Genomic DNA, 17,423 nt, shown 5'->3' on the forward strand with positions numbered 1-17,423 from the left:
AAAAAGAGAGAGTGGATAACCTAGTCACGTGCTGGTGTTCCAAAAATTCGTTGACAGCATAATACCAAGGCAGTAAGGTAAATCAAATACGATTTCCGATACGATATTATTTTGAGGGGTCATCAGGTGCTGACAATAAGCCCAGAAGAAGCCACCGCTACTTGCACCCGAGCGCTGAGCAAGGCCGGTGTTCCTTCGGTTCATGCGGATATTCAGGTTGAATTGCTTCTCGAAGCAGAGCTACGTGGGCGTGCATCGCATGGCTTGCAGCGGCTGCCGCGCGTTATCGAGCGTATTCGAAATGGCGTTTGCAACCCCACTACTAAGGGCGTTGGCACTTGGCGCGGTACTAGTTTGTATGACGTGGACGGTGAGAATGGTCTCGGGCCAGTTGTCGCTTTCTCAGCGCTGAAGGAGATCTCGGAGAAGGCCAAGTCAGCTGGCATTGCTATCGCGAACGTTCGCAACTGCAACCACATTGGGATGCTTGCGCTGTATGCGGAGCGTGTTGCTAAAGAGGGCCAAATTCTGATCGCGCTGACCACAAGCGAGGCTCTCGTCCACCCTTGGGGTGGCCGCAAGGCATTGATCGGTACCAACCCTATCGCAATCGGTGTGCCGGCGTCGCCGGCACCATTCATTCTGGATATGGCAACCAGCCTAGTCTCGATGGGCCAAGTTCACGATTACGCGAACCGTGGTGAGCAGCTTCAGCATGGTTGGGCGCTCGACGCAAATGGTGACCCAACGCTCAATGCAACTGCGGCCAAAGAGGGAGCCATCGCACCTTTTGGTGAAGCAAAAGGATATGCCTTGGGCCTGGCAATCGAAGTGCTAGTCGCCAGTCTGACTGCGTCTGCACTCGGTACCGAGGTGAAAGGCACACTTGACTCCACTCACCAATGTAACAAAGGCGACGTGTTCATTGTGATCGAGCCGGCTCATGGTGTTGCTCAACATATTAGCAGGTACCTGCAAACGATCCGTGACTGCAAGCCTGCAAAGGTGGAACGCCCTGTACTTGTGCCAGGCGATCGCGCGTTGATCGCTCGCAGGAAGAGCCTGGAAAACGGTGTGAAATTACCTGCTTTTGTCTGGAATAACATTCAAGCGCTCGCCCGATAATAATAAGTTAGGAAGGTCAGAGAGATGAACAATGAATTTGGTCTAACTCGTAGTCCCAAAGAAATCGTATTTGGCGATGGTCAGCGCTTTGCATTAGGTGCTATTACCGCGAAGATCGGTAAGCGAGCACTGATTTGTACGGATGAGCGCTTGGCGTCTTCTCCTGTGATGACTGAGCTACTTGAGAACCTGGCGAGCCACGGCGTTGAATGTAGCGTTTTCGGTGGCACCTTGGCGGAGCTTCCATCCGACAGCATTGAGGCCTGTGTCACCGAGTATAAAGATCTTAACCCCGAAGTGGTCATCGGCGTGGGCGGCGGTAGCTGCTTGGACATGGCCAAGCTGGTTGCACTGCTGTTGACTTTCCGAGGAAGTTTGGATGAGTACTATGGCGAGCTGAAAGTTCCAGGCCCGTTGATTCCTGTCATCGCGATGCCGACCACTGCGGGTACCGGTTCCGAAGTCACTCCGGTAGCGGTACTAGCAGACAAGAAGCGCGACCTAAAGGTCGGTATCTCTTCGCCGTATCTGATTCCCCATACCGCAATTTGTGACCCCGAGCTGACAGCCACTTGCCCACCTGGTTTGACCGCAATCTCGGGTGCCGATGCCCTAACGCACGCCATTGAGGCTTTCACAGCAGTGCGTAACCCGGTGAATTCTGATCTATCCCAGTCTCGTGTATTCGTAGGCAAGAACCTGCTTAGCGACCAGTATGCCCTGAGTGCCATTCGCACTGTGTTCTCATACCTACCGCGCGCAGTAGCCAACGGTGCTGACCGTGAAGCTCGCTCGAAGCTAATGGAAGGTTCGCTGTTGGCTGGTATGGCTTTCGGTGTCGCGGGTACCGCCGCTGCACACGCACTTCAGTATCCTGTAGGGGCGCTGACTCAGACTGCGCACGGGTTGGGTGTCGCCGCGCTCCTGCCTTACGTCATGCGCTTCAATGCCGAAGTTGCACCAGAGTCTTACCTTGCTATTGCCAAGGCGTTGGATATCAAAGGTGCTACCGACAAAGAAACGGTAGATCAGCTCGTCGAGATGACTCGTGCGCTATTTGAGACCATCAAGATCCCTCGCACCATAGCTGAGTTGGGTATTAAAGAATCGCAACTCGACTGGATCGCGGAGCAATCGCTGCTGGCCGCTCGTCTCGTCAACAATAACCCGCGCAAGCTCGATTTCCAGTCGATGCGTGAGCTTGTTGGTCAAGCATTCCACGGCCTTTAATTAACATTGATAGGTAAAACAACAATCATGACTTCGCAATGTCTAAACGTCGTTCAACTCCCAACCGACCTGTTCATAGGTGGTCAGTGGATCAACTCCATCTCCCAGGCCCGTATCGAAGTGTTCAATCCTTCGACCCAGCAGATCATTGCGTCAGTAGCTGACGCTTCTCTGGACGATGCACAGGCCGCTGTTGACGCTGCTGCCAAAGCTGCACCGGCCTGGGCTGCCACCCCAGCTCGAGCTCGCAGCGAAATTCTACGTCGCTGCTTCGAGCTGATGACTCGTGACAAGGAAAGACTAGCGACTTTGATCTCTATGGAGAATGGAAAGTCCCTGAACGACGCCCTTGGGGAGGTGACCTACGCTGCCGAGTTCTTCCGTTGGTTTGCTGAAGAAGCTGTTCGTATCGAAGGCGATTTCAGCCGTTCTCCTAGCGGCCTTGCACGCACAATCGTCCAGTATGAACCGATCGGTATCGCCCTGCTGGTGACACCGTGGAATTTCCCTGCTGCCATGGCTACCCGCAAGATCGCTCCTGCACTGGCTGCGGGCTGCACCTGTATCTTGAAACCTGCCACCGAGACCCCGCTGACTGCCTACTTGGTTGCTGAGATCCTGGCTGAAGCCGGAGTACCGGACGGCGTAGTTAATGTTATTACCACCCGAGCTTCGGGCAAGGTGTGCTCCCAAATCCTAGATGACGATCGTGTTCGCAAGCTTTCTTTCACTGGCTCGACTGAAGTGGGCCGCGTTCTGCTGCGCAAAGCTGCCGATTCAGTAGTGAACTGCTCCATGGAGCTGGGTGGTAATGCTCCGTTCCTAGTATTCGATGACGCCGACATTGATGTTGCCGTCGAAGGTGCCATGATCGCAAAAATGCGCAACGGCGGCGAAGCCTGCACTGCAGCGAACCGCTTCTACGTACAACGCGGGATTGCCGCTGAATTCTCCAAGCGCTTCGCTGAGCGCATGAGTGCTCTGCGAGTAGATGATGGCGCTAAGGCTGGAACCCAATGTGGCCCGTTGATCAATGCCAGCGCCGTCGAAAAGGTAGCCTCTTTGGTTGATGACGCAGTTTCCAAAGGTGCAGTCGTTCTGACTGGCGGTAACAGCCCAGATCGCGTCGGTTACTTCTACAGCCCGACCGTACTTATCAATGTGCCTGCTAACGCTGACTTGCTGAAAGAAGAGATCTTTGGCCCAGTCGCTCCGATTGTAGTGTTCGATCACGAAGACGAAGCAGTTGATGCTGCCAACGCCACCGAATATGGCCTTGTGGCTTACGTCTTCACCGGCGATATTGCCAGAGGGATGCGCATCTCCGAGCGTCTCGAGAGCGGGATGATCGGTTTGAATCGTGGCATCGTCTCAGACCCTGCAGCTCCATTCGGTGGTGTGAAACAGAGCGGGCTGGGCCGCGAAGGCGCTCACCACGGCATGCTGGAGTTTATGGAAGCCAAATACATTTCTGTGAACTGGTAACTCTAATTATCTTAGTTTAAGTGGCGCTTTTGGGAGCTGGCTTGCTGAGTTTGTTACAGCAAGTCCGCTCATTTTTTAACAAAATAGGATTCCAATAATGAGCGTTTATGAGCGTCTTCTTGAGCTGAACATCAAGCTGCCAGACTCAATTAAGCCAGCAGCCAGCTATGTCATGGCTGTGCAAACTGGATCGAACCTGCACGTGTCCGGCCACATCCCTCGCCGTGATGGTCAGCCTTGGGTAGGAGTGCTCGGAAAGAATATTTCCATCGAAGAAGCCAGTGCAGCTGCTCGCAGTGTTGCACTTGACCTGCTGTCTACCCTTCATGATCAATTAGGAAGCTTGGATCGCATCAAGCGTATTGTCAAAGCGGTGGTGCTTGTAAACTCCGGCCCGGAATTTCAGGAGCAGCACATCGTTGCCAACGGTCTCTCCGAAACCTTAGTGGAGATTCTGGGCGATGTTGGTAAGCATGCCCGCTCTGCGTTCGGTGTGGCGCAGTTGCCAATGGGCGTGTGCGTAGAGGTTGAGCTTGTTGTTGAAGTGAAACCTGTCTAAATCATCCTGCGGGTTTGGTATCGATACAGCGTTACCGAACCCTTATTGTCGACACACCTACTCGATCATTTCGAAGTAGGGTTCCATGCGAGCACGAGATCTGGATATATGTTCTCTCATCGCTGCCGCTGCCTGTACAGGGTCGCGGTCGAGAAGTGCCGTCACGATCGCATCGTGCTCTTGGATCGCTTCTTCGGTAACGCGCGAATGGAACCTGAGGCGGAACAGGTGCACATGGGCGTGAAGCCTGCTGAGTGCTTCTTGGGCCACCTGGTTGTTGCCACGTTCCGCAACCCAAGCGTGGAACTGAGCATCGAGCTTGGCGAACTTCCCGTAGGCTAGGCTGAGGTCTTTGCCAGCTGGAATCTTCATGGTGTCAGCGAGCGCACTGAGTTCCATCGCATCGCTATCGGATAGCTGTTGAGCAGCTCTGCTCGCCAAGTAAGGCTCCAGCATCTCTCGGATGTCGTAAATCTCCTCGAACCGTTGTCGAGAAGGCATGGATGCTGCGCTGTACCCGATGTTGTGAACCTTGATAACCAGTCCCTCGGACTCCAGGCGAATCAATGCTGCGCGAATCGGGGTCTGGGAAACGTTGAGCTCCCGAGATAGCGAGTCGATAGAGATCCGGCTTCCGGGGCCGATCTTCAGGGTGATTAGTTGAGAGAGCAAGGTTTCATATACCTGCTCCCCAAGTGGCAGGTTGCGAGGCGCGTTCTTGGGAGGGGGGGGCAGAGGTGCATTCACGGGAAATCTCCAGCTGGGTCATTACACCCTGATAATACATGAACTGGGGCAAATCGTGCATCGTATCGGATACGGATTTTTGAATGCGCTGTGCGACTAGCAAGGCAGCGGGCTGAGCTCAATTCTGTGCTCACAGCGTCACGCGATATCTGTTCGACCTTCGAAGAGCTACGCATCGCTGCAATGATCGTCGGAGCGCCGTGGGCGCCTACTCCCGGTAGCTTGACTTTCGCTGTTCAGGTAGTCTGTCGAGACTGCTGTTGCCGTATCGTACTTCACATACGTTGATGCTGCGGGGCGGGGCCACTCAGGAGTGGCTGGATGCTTGCCCGTCGCCACGATACTGATGAAGCATTTGATCCGACAGCTACTGCTCGACGGAGGTGAAGCTAACCCGCCCTTTGTCTGGCTGGCCGAGCATGAACGTGTAAGCGAGGTCGCAGCGATGGTAGGGGTCACATGGATCCGCCTTAGCATAGTCTCCGCAATCGGGATTTGCCGGAAGAGATAAACGGAACGAATAGTGATTTTCGTTTGCTAAGTGAAGCTGTGTTAAAATGTCATGTTTTAAGATTTTTTAATACCTACATTAGAATGCATCTACTATGTTGTTCTGGATCACGCTGCGGTTTTAAATCATCATGTATTGACCATTCGATATTATGAGGCATTATGAGTACAGTATGGCGTATCATTAGGCAGCAGGCTGAACAGTTTGCAGGCTGGAATCCGGTTATGCGATGGAACGTGGAAAACCGCGTCCTCCAACATGACTGCTTCGAGGCGGCCTTGGGCGCAAACCTTAGTTTCAGCATGAGGCACTTGGGCGGCGATAAGCTTCAGGCCTGGCTCACAGCGTTGCTCCGCTCTGAGCTGACGATCTGCGTCCAGTCTGAAGCTGATATTGATCGCTTCGTAAAGGACGACCCTTCTTGTGTCGACTATTACGTCGCGTTGTCTTCATGCGCAGGTTTCCAAGCGTTGCAGCTCTATCGTATCAGTCACATGCTCTGGCTTAATGACGAGCAACACAACGCCATGATGTTAAAAAATTGGGGAGCTCAGATTTGGGGGATTGATATTCATCCCGGCGCACAGATCGGAAAGGGAGTAGTCCTCCGTCATGGGCAGGGCCTAGTGATCGATGACGGTGTGGTGATTGAAGATTACGTCACCTTATGGAATGCAGTCAGTATTCTTCGCAGTCCTGCAGGGGCTTGTAAAAGTCCAGTTTTAATGCGAGGAGCCACCATTCATGCTCAGTCGGTGCTGTGTGGAGGGGTGACTGTGAAGAAGGGTATTACCCTTCCTGAGTGTACCCTGTTCATCGAATCAGTTGCTGATGTAATAACCTAATTTGGTTGCCTAAAAAATTGACTATTGTGCACTTCTCCAGAGTTCGGATTCTGGAGATATTTTTGGTACTCTTTGCAGTCGGTTGATTCGGTCACAGCTCATCCATCGCTACAGCAACTGACCTTCCTTTGGCTGGTAAATACGGAGCGGGCTGTGATTAGCTGTCCTACTTTCCGGTTTTATTTGTGTAGACTATTGAGCTGCATTATATAATGCGCTTAGTTGCCTCCGGTTCACCATTGAATTCCATTGCGCGTTTCTTCGAGTCTCACCTGATCGATTTATAGGTGGTGCATCGAACAGCGGGTTGATTGGATTTCTGCCATTTGCTGATTTTCCGTGAATTATTCTCGCCAAGTTAGTGGGATTTGTATTTGAATCAATGCCGAAAATTTCGGGCGCTGGCCGAACCGGATTTTCAGTTTTTTTGATTTTACTACGAAATAGGCAAACTATAATAAAATTTCTCGGCCGTCCACGTGGATTGCAGTAAGTTTTCTGCGTAGTGTTGGTCTTCAGCATGAGTCCGGAATTTGGATGTGGTATTCTTGATTTGCTTAATCATAACCCAGCCCAAATTATATGTTGCATCGAATGACGTACACTGGAGCTATAACTTGTGAGTGCGTAATTCTGCCCCAGGTACATTTAGCTATAGAGTGGGCTTGCGCAATGGTAGGTTAGGGGAGGGCAAGTGTGCCAAGTGATGTCGACCCAGTCAGTATAAAATCGCTGTTTGGAAGTCCCTCGGTAGCAGTCCGTCGTGCTCCGCATTTCTGCGTGCAGAAAATCTTATTTGTGTAGGTGTCATACGTAGCGGGCGATGTGGATTAAGTATTAGTCTTTAATGACGTCCTTTGTTCTTTGGGTTGTTCGAGTGAAAGCCTCGAAAACTGTTCAGCATTCTTCATGAATTGCACTCGAAGTGATTGTCAGCCTAGATTAGCGCGTTTCATGATTTGAAAGTAGTGCTCAGGTATACAGGTCGATGCTGGCAGTGGTAGTTTCCTTCGCTCGCAGTCTATGATTCATCATTACACAGTTTAAGTCTTGACTAAGGTGCCACTCATGAGCCTGGCTCTAGGGGGCAGAGTTTTGGTTGATCTCCTTCTAGAATTGAGGTAGTAACAATTGCCTCGTTTGGAGAGGGGGCAGGCGCTCTGATTACCATTGCGGCGGGATGAGGGGGCGTATGCAGTGAATGGTCATCAGGGAGATGGCCAGCGGGATCCTGAGGAACATCAGGTTGATCTTCGTTTCCCGGGCAACGACGTAGACCAATGGGATGAGCAGTACGAACCCCACCTCGAAGAACACTGGAATGCCGGCAATCGCACCGACGATGGCCATGACCCAGTGGGCACGGGTAGACCCCAGGTTATCGAGCAATGTCTTCGCCAGCCGCTCGGCGCCACCAGACTCTTCGAGCATTTTGCCGAGGATCCCTACAAGCCCGATGATGGCTATCAGGAAACCAAGGGTTCCGCCGATACCTGACTCCAGGGATTTGACAATTTGAGTGGCAGGCATGCCGGAGCCGAAACCGACAACGAAACACGCAATGATCAATGCCAGGAACGCGTGAAGTCGTACTTTCATGATCAGGAAGATGATCATTGCAATCGAGGAGAACAGAACTCCTAATAGCCAGGTAGTATCTTGCATTTCTATGCCTTGCACCTTGTTTTCGTTATTCGTGCATCTATAAATGAGATGGGTAAAGTGACGAGGTGTTATTAACTTGGCATGGCTTGCTTCAACTTTGTTATATTGAAAAGTAGGAGCAACCCCTTGAATGAATGTTCAAGAGGTTACGAGTCACCTAATCTAATTGTTTGTTCAAACACGCAGGTGCTTTGGTGAAATGAGCGCGAACCCCGATCATCTCAACCGATAGTTTCAGACGAGTAAGAGTCAGGTGATGCCGGGAACACAATCGTTTTATTCTCGTTCATGAACACCCGGCCATGGACGTAGGCGTGGATTGCCCGGGCCAGCACTTGGCTTTCGACGTCACGACCCAGAGAAACATAGTCATCCGGGCTTTGCGCGTGGGTGATACGGACAATGTCCTGCTCGATGATCGGGCCCTCGTCCAGGTCGGCGGTGACAAAGTGTGACGTGGCACCGATCAGCTTGACGCCCCGATCGAAGGCCTGCTTGTACGGGCTGCCGCCCTTGAAGGACGGTAGGAACGAGTGATGGATGTTAATGATGCGGCCCGACATCTGCTGGCACATCTCGTCCGACAGAATCTGCATGTAGCGTGCAAGCACGATCAGCTCGGCACCGGTCTCGCGCACAATGCGCATCTGCGCGGCTTCGGCCTCAGCCTTGTTCTCCTTGGTCACCTTGATGTGGTGGTAAGCAATGCCGTGACTTTCAACTACTTTCTGGAAATCCAGGTGGTTGGAGATCACGCCGACGATGTCGATGGGGAGGGCGCCGATGCTCCAGCGGTACAGCAGGTCATTCAGGCAGTGGCCGAAGCGGGAAACCATAAGGATGACTTTGCGCTTGGCGCGTTCATCGAAGAACTCGTATTCCATCTTGTATTTTTCAACAAGATGCTGGAACTCTTTCTTCAGGTCTTCCAGCGACTGACCTTGTTCCGAGCGGAACGTGATCCGCATGAAATAGTGGTTAGTGCTTTCGTCGTCAAACTGTGCACTGTCACGGATGTTGCAGCCGCGAGAGGATAAGAAGCTGGTGATGGCAGCGGTTACGCCGTGGATCGAAGGGCAAGCAACTCGAAGTACGTAGTTATTTTTAGTCTTGGTCATTTGAATCACCTTAAACGGCAACAGCTTCATTTTTAGTTGCGATTTTGTGCTGACGCTTGAATGCGGTCACAGTGTTTGCCAGCAGGCAAGCAATGGTCATTGGGCCAACGCCGCCCGGAACTGGTGTGATCGCCGATGCATGGCCTGCTTCGTCGTAGGCCACATCGCCGACAATGCGGGAGCGACCGTCGCGTTCAATGCGGTTGATGCCTACGTCGATCACGACTGCGCCTGGCTTGATCCAGTCGCCCTTGACCATCTCTGGTCTACCTACTGCCACCACCAGAATGTCGGCGGTGCGACATAGCGCCGGGACGTCGCGGGTCTTGGAATGCGCGACGGTAACAGTACAGTTTTCCGCCATGAGCAACTGCGCCATAGGCTTGCCGACAATATTGGATTTACCTACAACCACAGCATGCATCCCGGCCAGACTGCCCAGGCGCTCTTTGAGCATCATTAGGCAGCCCAATGGAGTGCAGGGCACTAACGCATCCTGGCCTGTCGCAAGACGGCCAGCATTGAGGATGTGGAAGCCGTCGACATCTTTACCTGGCTCAATCGCATTGATGACCGCGTTGGTGTCCAGATGAGCTGGCAGCGGCAATTGCACCAAAATCCCGTTTACATCCGGTGCGATATTTAGCTCTCTCAGCAGTGCCATCAGTTCAATTTGAGTGGTATCAGCAGGTAGCTTATAGACAAACGATTGCATACCGATGGCGAGTGTCTGGCGATGCTTAGCACTTACATAGACACCACTTGCAGGATCCTCACCCACTAGTACAACAGCCAGCCCAGGGATGAGTCCGGTCTTTTCTTTAATTTCGGCTACATCATCTGTCAGTTTTTCGACAAGATTAGCGGCAAAGCCTTTACCGTCGATACGGACGGCCAGGGATTGGTTGTTCATGGAGCTATCACCTCAACGTCATTGACTGGCGTAATTGGTTCTTTAGGTACTGTATTTCTAACGGAGGGGGATATGAGGGGCATATCCCGATGGGCAGCTTTGGTCTTATTTGACCAGAGAAGCTCCGCGCGCCATGAATTCCTTGAATTGCTCTTCAGGAACGAAGGCGCCACCTGTTGTCCAAATAACGTGTGTTGCCTGAGCAAGTTTATTACTCAGTCCATGAGCTTTTTGATAAGCGCGACCTTGAGTGCTGTTCACGATGAATTCAGGGCCGGCAAAACCTGCTGTCGCCGATGGCTCAAGGCGGATTTGCTGAGTGCTCTGAGCCTTCAACAGCCAGCGGAAGAGATCGTCGTCATCTACCGTCAATACACCTAACAGCATGGGCTTCATGACGTCGGCAGCGAACATCTTCGGCCTCTTTTACCTGAGCAGCCCGGATCGGTAGCGACGGATCAGCGATGCCGTTGGCCTTCAGACTCGGGTTCAGCCAAAGCGCAGGGCGGCCAGCCAAAACATGATCACGCGCTGGATCATTGGGAAGTTGAACGCTCATTTTCATTTTCCTAAAGCGTGGAGTAGGGCGGGTGTTCTACGCACCCGCCACATACCCTTTAGGCATAGATTGGGAAGTCAGCAACCAGCTTGGCAACCACTGCACGGCTCTTCTCGATGACGGCGGCACGGGTCGGCTCGTCAGCAGTTTGAGCCTCGAAGATGTCTGCGATCAGGTTCCCGATGATTTCAAACTCTTTCGCACCGAAGCCGCGAGTGGTGCCCGCCGAGGAGCCAAGACGTAACCCCTTCCATTCCGATGGCTTGGTGCTGTCGAACGGGATCGGGTTCTTGTTCGAGGTGATGTTGATTGCGGAGAGTGCGTCCTGCGACTGCTGACCGGTCAGGTCTTTGGAGGAGACGTCTACCAGAACAAGATGAGTATCAGTGCCACCGCTGACGATGCGCACACCGCGCTTCTGCAGAACCTCTGCAAGCAGAGAAGCGTTAGCTTTGACGTTGGCGCCATAGGTCTTGAACTCATCAGTCAAGGCTTCGCCGAGGCAAACCGCTTTACCAGCGATGGTTGCCAGGTGCGCGCTGCCTTGTACGCCTGGGAATACTGCCGATTGGAGCTTCTTGAACAGATCTTCGCGGTTGGTCAATACCAAGCCGCCGCGAGCGCCACGTAGGGTTTTGGTCGTGGTAGTTGTAACGATATCTGCATGTGGGACTGGAGATGGATGGACTCCGGCAGCTACTAGGCCCGCAAAGTGAGCCATGTCCACTAGGAAGGTAGCACCTACCTTATCAGCGATCTCACGGATAAGAGGGAAATTGATCTCGCGAGGGTATGAGGAACCACCCGCGATGATAAGCTTGGGTTTGTGTTCCGAAGCCAGCGCCTCCAAGTTCGCATAATCGATTAAACCCGTTTCACGCTCTACTCCGTAGGAAACGATGTTGAACCAGCGACCCGACTGATTGGGTTTAGCGCCATGACTTAGGTGGCCACCTGAGGCGAGATCCATGCTCAACACGGTATCGCCAGGCTGCAGGAGCGCGAAGAATACTGCTTGGTTGGCCTGGGTACCGGAGTGCGGCTGCGCATTTACGAAATTGCAGCCGAACAGTTCCTTGGCGCGGTCGATTGCAGCCTGCTCTACTACGTCAGCGAAGTCAGCACCGCCATGAAAACGCTTACCAGGATAACCCTCAACAGATTTGTTAGTTATCACTGAGCCAAGGGCCTCCAAACATGCTAGGCTGACTGAGTTTTCTGAGGCAATGAGTTCGATCTGGCCCTGTTGACGATTTTTTTCTCCTCGAAGAGCTTTGAAGACCAGAGGGTCGCGCTGAGCAAGGTTGTCGTTGAAATAGGATTGGGTCATTGCTGCGGTACCTTTCTTGGGTTTTTTTCAAAACCTATACCTTGTCCAAGATCAAGAAAAGCAAATATTTTTTCAAATATATGTAAGCAATACTTAACGATCGGCGTGACTTTACGCGCACCTGAACATCAGGTATCAACGAAAATCTCTTTCGTTACAAACGCAATACTCTTAAAAGTCAAAGCCTTACATGGAGAATGGTAAGGCTTTTTGTTTGCTATCGACTTGGCCTCTTAGATCGCTGAGATGAGCAGGGTCTCAGTGTATGTAGGGTGCCCAGCTGCCCGGGTTGCCCCTGCGGCACTGTGTCGGTAATAAAGAGCAGGGTTTAATCTCGGTCAGGAAGCCACCGAAGATGTAGTCGGGCTGGTTAGAGATGGTAGGACGGTGCTTTAGGTTGCATTTGTACCTAGGGACTCATGGCCGGTTTTGCACGTTGCAGATAGAGGTAGCGACGACTTGTGGATTCGTAAGCTAAGCTTATGCCGTAATGCAGAAATATTCGCTTTTACTCGTTTCAATCAGAGGGTAGGTTGATCTGGGCAGGGAAATCTTGTCCGAAGCGCAAGCAAGCGTTATCCAAGGCATTGAGAATCTGGCTGCGTTTGTAGCGTTACTCTGTAGTGACTTTGGGCTGGCAAAATAAAAAGAGGGCAAGCTATGCCACTTACTAAAATGATAAATTTATCTATCAGGCATGTATGTCTGCGATTTGTTTTCTGCCTCTGAAAGTTGGTTGAGTACCCGACAAAACTATCCCGTTTTGACGGAATTTCTGTGCCGCAATCTATGAGAGCAATGACATGAAAAAAGAAAATAATAAATTCAAGGCTGGCTTTGCAGTCGTGGCTGTGACTTTGGGTTCTATGGTTTCTGTGGGCGCTATGGCAGGCACCACCCTTGATAATGTCAAAAAGAAAGGGTTCGTACAATGTGGCATTAGCGATGGCCTGCCAGGCTTCTCCTATACCGATGCCAAAGGAAATTTTCATGGTTTTGATGTCGATGTTTGTCGGGCTGTAGCGGCAGCGGTGTTCGGAGAGGCAAGCAAGGTTAAATACACTCAATTGACCGCGAAAGAGCGATTTACTGCCCTGCAGTCAGGAGAGGTGGATATTCTCTCACGCAGCACGACATGGACTTCGTCCAGAGATGGGGCTATGGGCATTCTATTTGCTGGGATTGCCTATTATGATGGTCAGGGCTTTCTTGTAAACAAGAAGCTTGGAGTAAGCAGCGCAAAGCAACTCGATGGTGCAACAGTATGCATGCAGGCTGGAACGCTAACTGAAAACATCCTTGCTGACTATTTTCGTTCGAATGGTCTAAAGTTCACTCCTATCACGTTCGATACTTCTGATGAGTCGTTCAAGGCTCTGGACTCTGGTCGTTGCGATGTGCTCACTGCTGATCAGTCGCAGTTGTACGGGCAGCGCTTGAAACTTGCAGCTCCGCAAGATTATATCGTGCTCCCTGAAGTTGTTGACAAACTTCCGCTGGCAACTGCTGTCCGTCGCGGTGATGAGGAATGGTTCACGGTTGTACGTTGGACACAATATGCGATGTTGAACGCCGAAGAACTTGGTATTACCTCGCAAAACGTTGTTGATCTAGTAAAAAACACCAAGAATCCTGACGTAGCTCGTTTGCTGGGTAGCGACGGTAGTTTGGGCAAGGATCTCAACCTCCCCAATGACTGGGTGGTAAAAATTGTCTCCCAGGTCGGAAACTACGGCGAGTCCTTTGATCGAAACTTGGGTTCCGGTAGTGACATGAAGATCAAGCGTGGCTTGAATGCCCTCTGGAACCAAGGCGGCCTTCAGTACGCTCCTCCAATTCGCTGACCGCAAGATTTGCTCAGCGCTAGCTGAGCAAATTGTTCAATAGTTTTCGGTAGAGCATGAATCATGCAAAAAATAGCCCTCACTAAGCGTAGGATATCGTTGAGCGATCCGAGGTTCCGGGCCTTGATCCTCCAAGTCATAACCATAGTCGCAGTATTGGCAGTTGGTCTATACTTTTTCAATAACACTCAAGAGAACCTCGCGAATAGAGGGATCACATCGGGCTTTGATTTTCTTGAGCGCAGTGCAGGTTTCGGGATTGCTCAACATCTCATTCCTTATGTTGAATCAGATACCTATGCCAGGGTGTTCGTGATTGCACTACTAAACACGCTGTTAGTAACGTTTATCGGGATAATATTAGCTACGATCTTGGGCTTCACAATAGGGGTGGCACGCCTTTCATCCAACTGGATGGTGAGCAAGCTGGCAGCTGTTTACGTCGAAACTTTTCGTAATATTCCCCCGCTCCTCCAAATTCTCTTTTGGTATTTTGCAGTTTTCTTGTCGCTTCCGGGGCCCCGCAGTAGTATTAATATCCACAATCTGTTCTTTATAAGTAATCGAGGTTTGAACATGCCGGGGGCTTCGGTCTCCGGCGGGTTCACAGCATTCGTGATTGCAATCGGGATCGCAGTCGTCGCCATACTTGTTATGGTCCGGTACGCCAATAAGCGTTTTGACGAAACCGGGCAGCCATTCCACAAGTTTTGGGCTGGAGTTGGCCTCATAGCAGCTATCCCAGGTTGTAGTGCTGTTTTGTTCGGGAGCCCGTTACACTGGCAGGTCCCTGAGCTTAATGGCTTTAATTTTGTTGGTGGCTGGGTACTAATTCCAGAGCTTTTGGCTCTGACACTAGCTCTGACAATCTACACCGCTGCATTCATTGCCGAAATTGTTCGTTCGGGGATACGTTCAGTTAGCCACGGTCAAACCGAAGCTGCGAGATCACTGGGTTTGAAAGAAGGGCAAGCGTTACGGAAGGTAATTGTTCCTCAAGCCTTAAGGGTGATCATACCGCCGCTTACCAGTCAATACCTCAATCTTGCCAAAGGCTCGTCACTGGCTGCAGGTATTGGTTACCCGGAATTGGTATCTCTGTTTGCTGGTACCGTGTTGAATCAAACCGGCCAAGCGATTGAACTGATTGCTATAACTATGAGCGTTTATTTGGTAATCAGTATTTCTATTTCGCTACTGATGAATATTTATAATAAGCGCATCGCGCTGGTTGAGCGGTGAGGTGTCGAGGATGACTGCTTTTATTTTTAAGCCTGATATGCCACCGCCAGTAAAGGCCAAGGGCGCGATAGGATGGGTGCGAGCTAACCTGTTCTCTGGTTGGTTTAATACGCTGCTGACTCTCTTCGCCGTCTACCTGGTATGGCTTATAGTGCCGCCGCTACTAGATTGGGCGGTCATAAACGCTAATTGGTTAGGTACGACTCGCGCGGACTGTACGAGTACCGGAGCATGTTGGGTGTTTGTTCAGCAGCGTTTTGATCAGTTTATGTACGGTTACTATCCCGATACTCAACGCTGGAGAGTAAACTTAACGGTAGTCGCAGCTTTGGTAGGCGCTGTGCCGTTTTTCATTCGTCGATTTCCTCGTAAGGCCGCCTATGGAATTGCTTTCCTCGGCATTTTTCCGGTTCTAGCGTTTATCCTGCTACATGGTGGTTATGTTGGTCTCGATCCGGTTCCTACGAGTAAGTGGGGCGGTTTGATGCTGACATTGGTAATCGCTACTGTTGGCATCGCAGGAGCATTGCCACTCGGTATTATTCTTGCGCTGGGTCGGCGCTCCAACATGCCAGCAGTAAAAGTTGTATGCGTTACCTTTATCGAATTTTGGCGCGGTGTTCCGCTCATTACCGTACTTTTCATGAGCTCCGTTCTGCTACCTCTATTTCTGCCCGAAGACATGAACTTCGACAAGTTGTTGCGTGCCATGATAGGCGTTGTTCTCTTTCAGTCTGCATACATTGCAGAGGTGGTGCGCGGTGGGCTCCAGGCAGTTCCTAAGGGGCAATATGAAGCTGCAGCAGCAATGGGTTTGGGGTATTGGAGGGCCATGGGACTTGTAATCCTACCTCAGGCGCTTAAGTTAGTGATACCTGGTATCGTGAATACCTTCATTGCACTATTTAAAGATACTAGTTTGGTCGTGATAATTGGCCTTTTTGATCTGCTCAATAGCGTTAAGCAAGCGGCTGCTGACCCTGCTTGGCTAGGTATGGCTACGGAAGGCTATGTATTTGCTGCGCTAGTGTTTTGGGTTTTCTGTTTTGGGATGTCCCATTATTCCAGAAGTCTGGAGCGTAAGCTCGATACTGGTCACAAGAGCTAAGAGGATATTTTATGAGCCAGATTTTAAAGTCATCAGTAGTGCCTGAGCCAATTATTCAAATCCGCAACATGAATAAATGGTATGGACAGTTCCATGTTCTTAAGAATATTAATCTGGATGTGCAGCAAGGGGAAAGGATAGTTCTTTGCGGGCCATCAGGATCTGGGAAGTCGACAACAATTCGTTGTTTAAACCGTTTGGAGGAGCATCAGCAAGGCCAAATCGTGGTAGATGGCGTAGAACTGACCGAAGATCTGAAACAGATCGAGGCTATTAGGCGTGAGGTTGGTATGGTGTTTCAGCACTTCAACCTGTTCCCGCATCTAACTATCCTTGAAAATTGCACCTTGGCTCCTATGTGGGTGCGCAAAATGCCACGCCGTCAGGCGGAAGAAGTAGCAATGCATTTCCTCGAACGTGTCCGCATCCCAGACCAAGCCAATAAATATCCTGGTCAGCTATCTGGTGGACAGCAGCAACGTGTAGCTATCGCCAGGGCGCTTTGCATGAAGCCTAAAATTATGCTGTTTGATGAGCCGACATCGGCCCTTGATCCTGAGATGGTTAAAGAAGTGCTGGACACTATGGTTAGCTTGGCTGAAGATGGGATGACCATGCTTTGTGTAACTCACGAAATGGGTTTTGCCAGAACTGTCGCCAACAGAGTGATCTTCATGGACAAGGGAGAGATCGTTGAGCAAGCCGGCCCGGAAGAGTTCTTCGACAACCCTCAGAATGTACGAACTCGCACATTCTTGAGTCAGATAATTCATTGAGGCCTTGTTAAGTAGTTGGTTTTTATTGGGCACATGACAAAGCTTGCGTTTAGGTCGTGCAGGTTTTTGGGTTTGGTCACCTTCGGTTATTGTGTCCAGTATTTGGGCTTCCTAATTGCTGGGGAAGCCTTTTTTTCAATTGGTTAGGCGCCGTTAATTAGGGTGCCTATAAAAGTGATTTATTAAGTTGGTACATTTTCCAGGGTCAATGGTGTTGTCATTTATGTAAAGCTTGCGTTAATTTACAGGGGGCGGAAAGTGTTTCGTTCTTCGATAGCTACATATTAATCTCTAGGCAGCTCAGGGTGAGCTCGTTAAATTTTTGGCAGGCGGCATCACGAAAGAGGCTCTACTAAATTTATTAAC

Annotated in this window: 13 protein-coding genes and 2 pseudogenes; 9 read left to right on the forward strand and 6 right to left on the reverse strand. The window is 51.0% G+C overall.

Annotated elements, in window-relative coordinates; all coding sequences use genetic code 11:
* Nucleotides 1–126: 126 nt before the first annotated feature.
* The 4 genes from PRJ_RS09710 (at nucleotide 127) to PRJ_RS09725 (ending at nucleotide 4,399) form a co-directional block, all read left to right on the forward strand.
* The gene (locus tag PRJ_RS09710; RefSeq protein ID WP_177429886.1) at nucleotides 127–1,125 is read left to right on the forward strand and encodes an Ldh family oxidoreductase; all 999 of its coding nucleotides are present in this window, start codon (nucleotides 127–129) and stop codon (nucleotides 1,123–1,125) included.
* Between the two features lie 24 nt (nucleotides 1,126–1,149).
* A complete protein-coding gene (locus PRJ_RS09715) occupies nucleotides 1,150–2,355 on the forward strand; it encodes an iron-containing alcohol dehydrogenase (RefSeq protein ID WP_104961235.1) in 1,206 nt (401 codons plus the stop codon).
* Nucleotides 2,356–2,382: 27 nt separating this feature from the next.
* A complete protein-coding gene (locus PRJ_RS09720) occupies nucleotides 2,383–3,840 on the forward strand; it encodes an NAD-dependent succinate-semialdehyde dehydrogenase (RefSeq protein WP_104961236.1) in 1,458 nt (485 codons plus the stop codon).
* 97 nt (nucleotides 3,841–3,937) lie between these two features.
* On the forward strand, nucleotides 3,938–4,399 hold the full coding sequence (locus PRJ_RS09725) for a RidA family protein (RefSeq protein WP_104961237.1): 462 nt from the start codon (nucleotides 3,938–3,940) through the stop codon (nucleotides 4,397–4,399).
* Between the two features lie 57 nt (nucleotides 4,400–4,456).
* Here the strand turns inward: PRJ_RS09725 and PRJ_RS09730 are convergent, their stop codons facing one another.
* Nucleotides 4,457–5,146 (reverse strand): GntR family transcriptional regulator, encoded by a 690-nt coding sequence (locus tag PRJ_RS09730; RefSeq protein ID WP_104961238.1) that lies wholly within the window; start codon nucleotides 5,144–5,146, stop codon nucleotides 4,457–4,459.
* 672 nt (nucleotides 5,147–5,818) lie between these two features.
* On the opposite strand from PRJ_RS09730, the gene PRJ_RS09735 reads away from it, so the two are divergent.
* Nucleotides 5,819–6,502 carry a serine acetyltransferase gene (locus tag PRJ_RS09735; protein ID WP_104961239.1) on the forward strand — a complete coding sequence of 228 codons (684 nt, stop codon included), beginning with the start codon at nucleotides 5,819–5,821 and terminating at the stop codon, nucleotides 6,500–6,502.
* 1,162 nt (nucleotides 6,503–7,664) lie between these two features.
* Here the strand turns inward: PRJ_RS09735 and PRJ_RS09740 are convergent.
* The 5 genes and pseudogenes from PRJ_RS09740 to glyA all read right to left on the reverse strand — a co-directional run.
* Nucleotides 7,665–8,167: pseudogene (locus tag PRJ_RS09740) on the reverse strand (SLC13 family permease); the annotation flags it as partial.
* 221 nt (nucleotides 8,168–8,388) lie between these two features.
* The gene (gene purU / locus PRJ_RS09745) at nucleotides 8,389–9,285 is read right to left on the reverse strand and encodes a formyltetrahydrofolate deformylase (protein WP_104961240.1); all 897 of its coding nucleotides are present in this window, start codon (nucleotides 9,283–9,285) and stop codon (nucleotides 8,389–8,391) included.
* Between the two features lie 10 nt (nucleotides 9,286–9,295).
* Nucleotides 9,296–10,198 (reverse strand): bifunctional methylenetetrahydrofolate dehydrogenase/methenyltetrahydrofolate cyclohydrolase FolD, encoded by a 903-nt coding sequence (folD, locus tag PRJ_RS09750; RefSeq protein WP_104961241.1) that lies wholly within the window; start codon nucleotides 10,196–10,198, stop codon nucleotides 9,296–9,298.
* A 105-nt stretch (nucleotides 10,199–10,303) separates the two neighbouring features.
* Nucleotides 10,304–10,612: a hypothetical protein gene (locus tag PRJ_RS09755; RefSeq protein WP_256597950.1), complete on the reverse strand. Its 309-nt coding sequence runs from the start codon at nucleotides 10,610–10,612 to the stop codon at nucleotides 10,304–10,306.
* Between the two features lie 203 nt (nucleotides 10,613–10,815).
* Nucleotides 10,816–12,087: a serine hydroxymethyltransferase gene (gene glyA, locus PRJ_RS09760; protein WP_104961242.1), complete on the reverse strand. Its 1,272-nt coding sequence runs from the start codon at nucleotides 12,085–12,087 to the stop codon at nucleotides 10,816–10,818.
* A gap of 881 nt (nucleotides 12,088–12,968) precedes the next feature.
* Here glyA and PRJ_RS09765 point away from each other — a divergent pair.
* The 4 genes and pseudogenes from PRJ_RS09765 to PRJ_RS09780 all read left to right on the forward strand — a co-directional run.
* Nucleotides 12,969–13,931: pseudogene (locus tag PRJ_RS09765) on the forward strand (amino acid ABC transporter substrate-binding protein); the annotation flags it as partial.
* Nucleotides 13,932–13,994: 63 nt separating this feature from the next.
* Nucleotides 13,995–15,173 carry an amino acid ABC transporter permease gene (locus PRJ_RS09770; protein WP_104961243.1) on the forward strand — a complete coding sequence of 393 codons (1,179 nt, stop codon included), beginning with the start codon at nucleotides 13,995–13,997 and terminating at the stop codon, nucleotides 15,171–15,173.
* Between the two features lie 10 nt (nucleotides 15,174–15,183).
* Nucleotides 15,184–16,281: an amino acid ABC transporter permease gene (locus PRJ_RS09775; protein WP_104961244.1), complete on the forward strand. Its 1,098-nt coding sequence runs from the start codon at nucleotides 15,184–15,186 to the stop codon at nucleotides 16,279–16,281.
* A gap of 11 nt (nucleotides 16,282–16,292) precedes the next feature.
* On the forward strand, nucleotides 16,293–17,057 hold the full coding sequence (locus PRJ_RS09780) for an amino acid ABC transporter ATP-binding protein (protein WP_104961245.1): 765 nt from the start codon (nucleotides 16,293–16,295) through the stop codon (nucleotides 17,055–17,057).
* The last annotated feature ends 366 nt before the right edge of the window (nucleotides 17,058–17,423 follow it).

The sequence above is a fragment of the Pseudomonas sp. XWY-1 genome (assembly GCF_002953115.1).
In the GTDB taxonomy this organism is placed as follows: Bacteria; Pseudomonadota; Gammaproteobacteria; order Pseudomonadales; family Pseudomonadaceae; genus Aquipseudomonas; species Aquipseudomonas alloputida.

What these genes read in the sequence shown, in the direction of transcription:
- PRJ_RS09715 (WP_104961235.1), top strand. Translation starts at nt 1,150, where the DNA reads ATGAACAATGAATTTGGTCTAACTCGTAGTCCCAAAGAAATCGTATTT.
- PRJ_RS09720 (WP_104961236.1), top strand. Translation starts at nt 2,383, where the DNA reads ATGACTTCGCAATGTCTAAACGTCGTTCAACTCCCAACCGACCTGTTC.
- PRJ_RS09725 (WP_104961237.1), top strand. Translation starts at nt 3,938, where the DNA reads ATGAGCGTTTATGAGCGTCTTCTTGAGCTGAACATCAAGCTGCCAGAC.
- PRJ_RS09735 (WP_104961239.1), top strand. Translation starts at nt 5,819, where the DNA reads ATGAGTACAGTATGGCGTATCATTAGGCAGCAGGCTGAACAGTTTGCA.
- purU (WP_104961240.1), bottom strand. Translation starts at nt 9,285, where the DNA reads ATGACCAAGACTAAAAATAACTACGTACTTCGAGTTGCTTGCCCTTCG.
- folD (WP_104961241.1), bottom strand. Translation starts at nt 10,198, where the DNA reads ATGAACAACCAATCCCTGGCCGTCCGTATCGACGGTAAAGGCTTTGCC.
- PRJ_RS09755 (WP_256597950.1), bottom strand. Translation starts at nt 10,612, where the DNA reads ATGTTCGCTGCCGACGTCATGAAGCCCATGCTGTTAGGTGTATTGACG.
- glyA (WP_104961242.1), bottom strand. Translation starts at nt 12,087, where the DNA reads ATGACCCAATCCTATTTCAACGACAACCTTGCTCAGCGCGACCCTCTG.
- PRJ_RS09770 (WP_104961243.1), top strand. Translation starts at nt 13,995, where the DNA reads ATGCAAAAAATAGCCCTCACTAAGCGTAGGATATCGTTGAGCGATCCG.
- PRJ_RS09775 (WP_104961244.1), top strand. Translation starts at nt 15,184, where the DNA reads ATGACTGCTTTTATTTTTAAGCCTGATATGCCACCGCCAGTAAAGGCC.
- PRJ_RS09780 (WP_104961245.1), top strand. Translation starts at nt 16,293, where the DNA reads ATGAGCCAGATTTTAAAGTCATCAGTAGTGCCTGAGCCAATTATTCAA.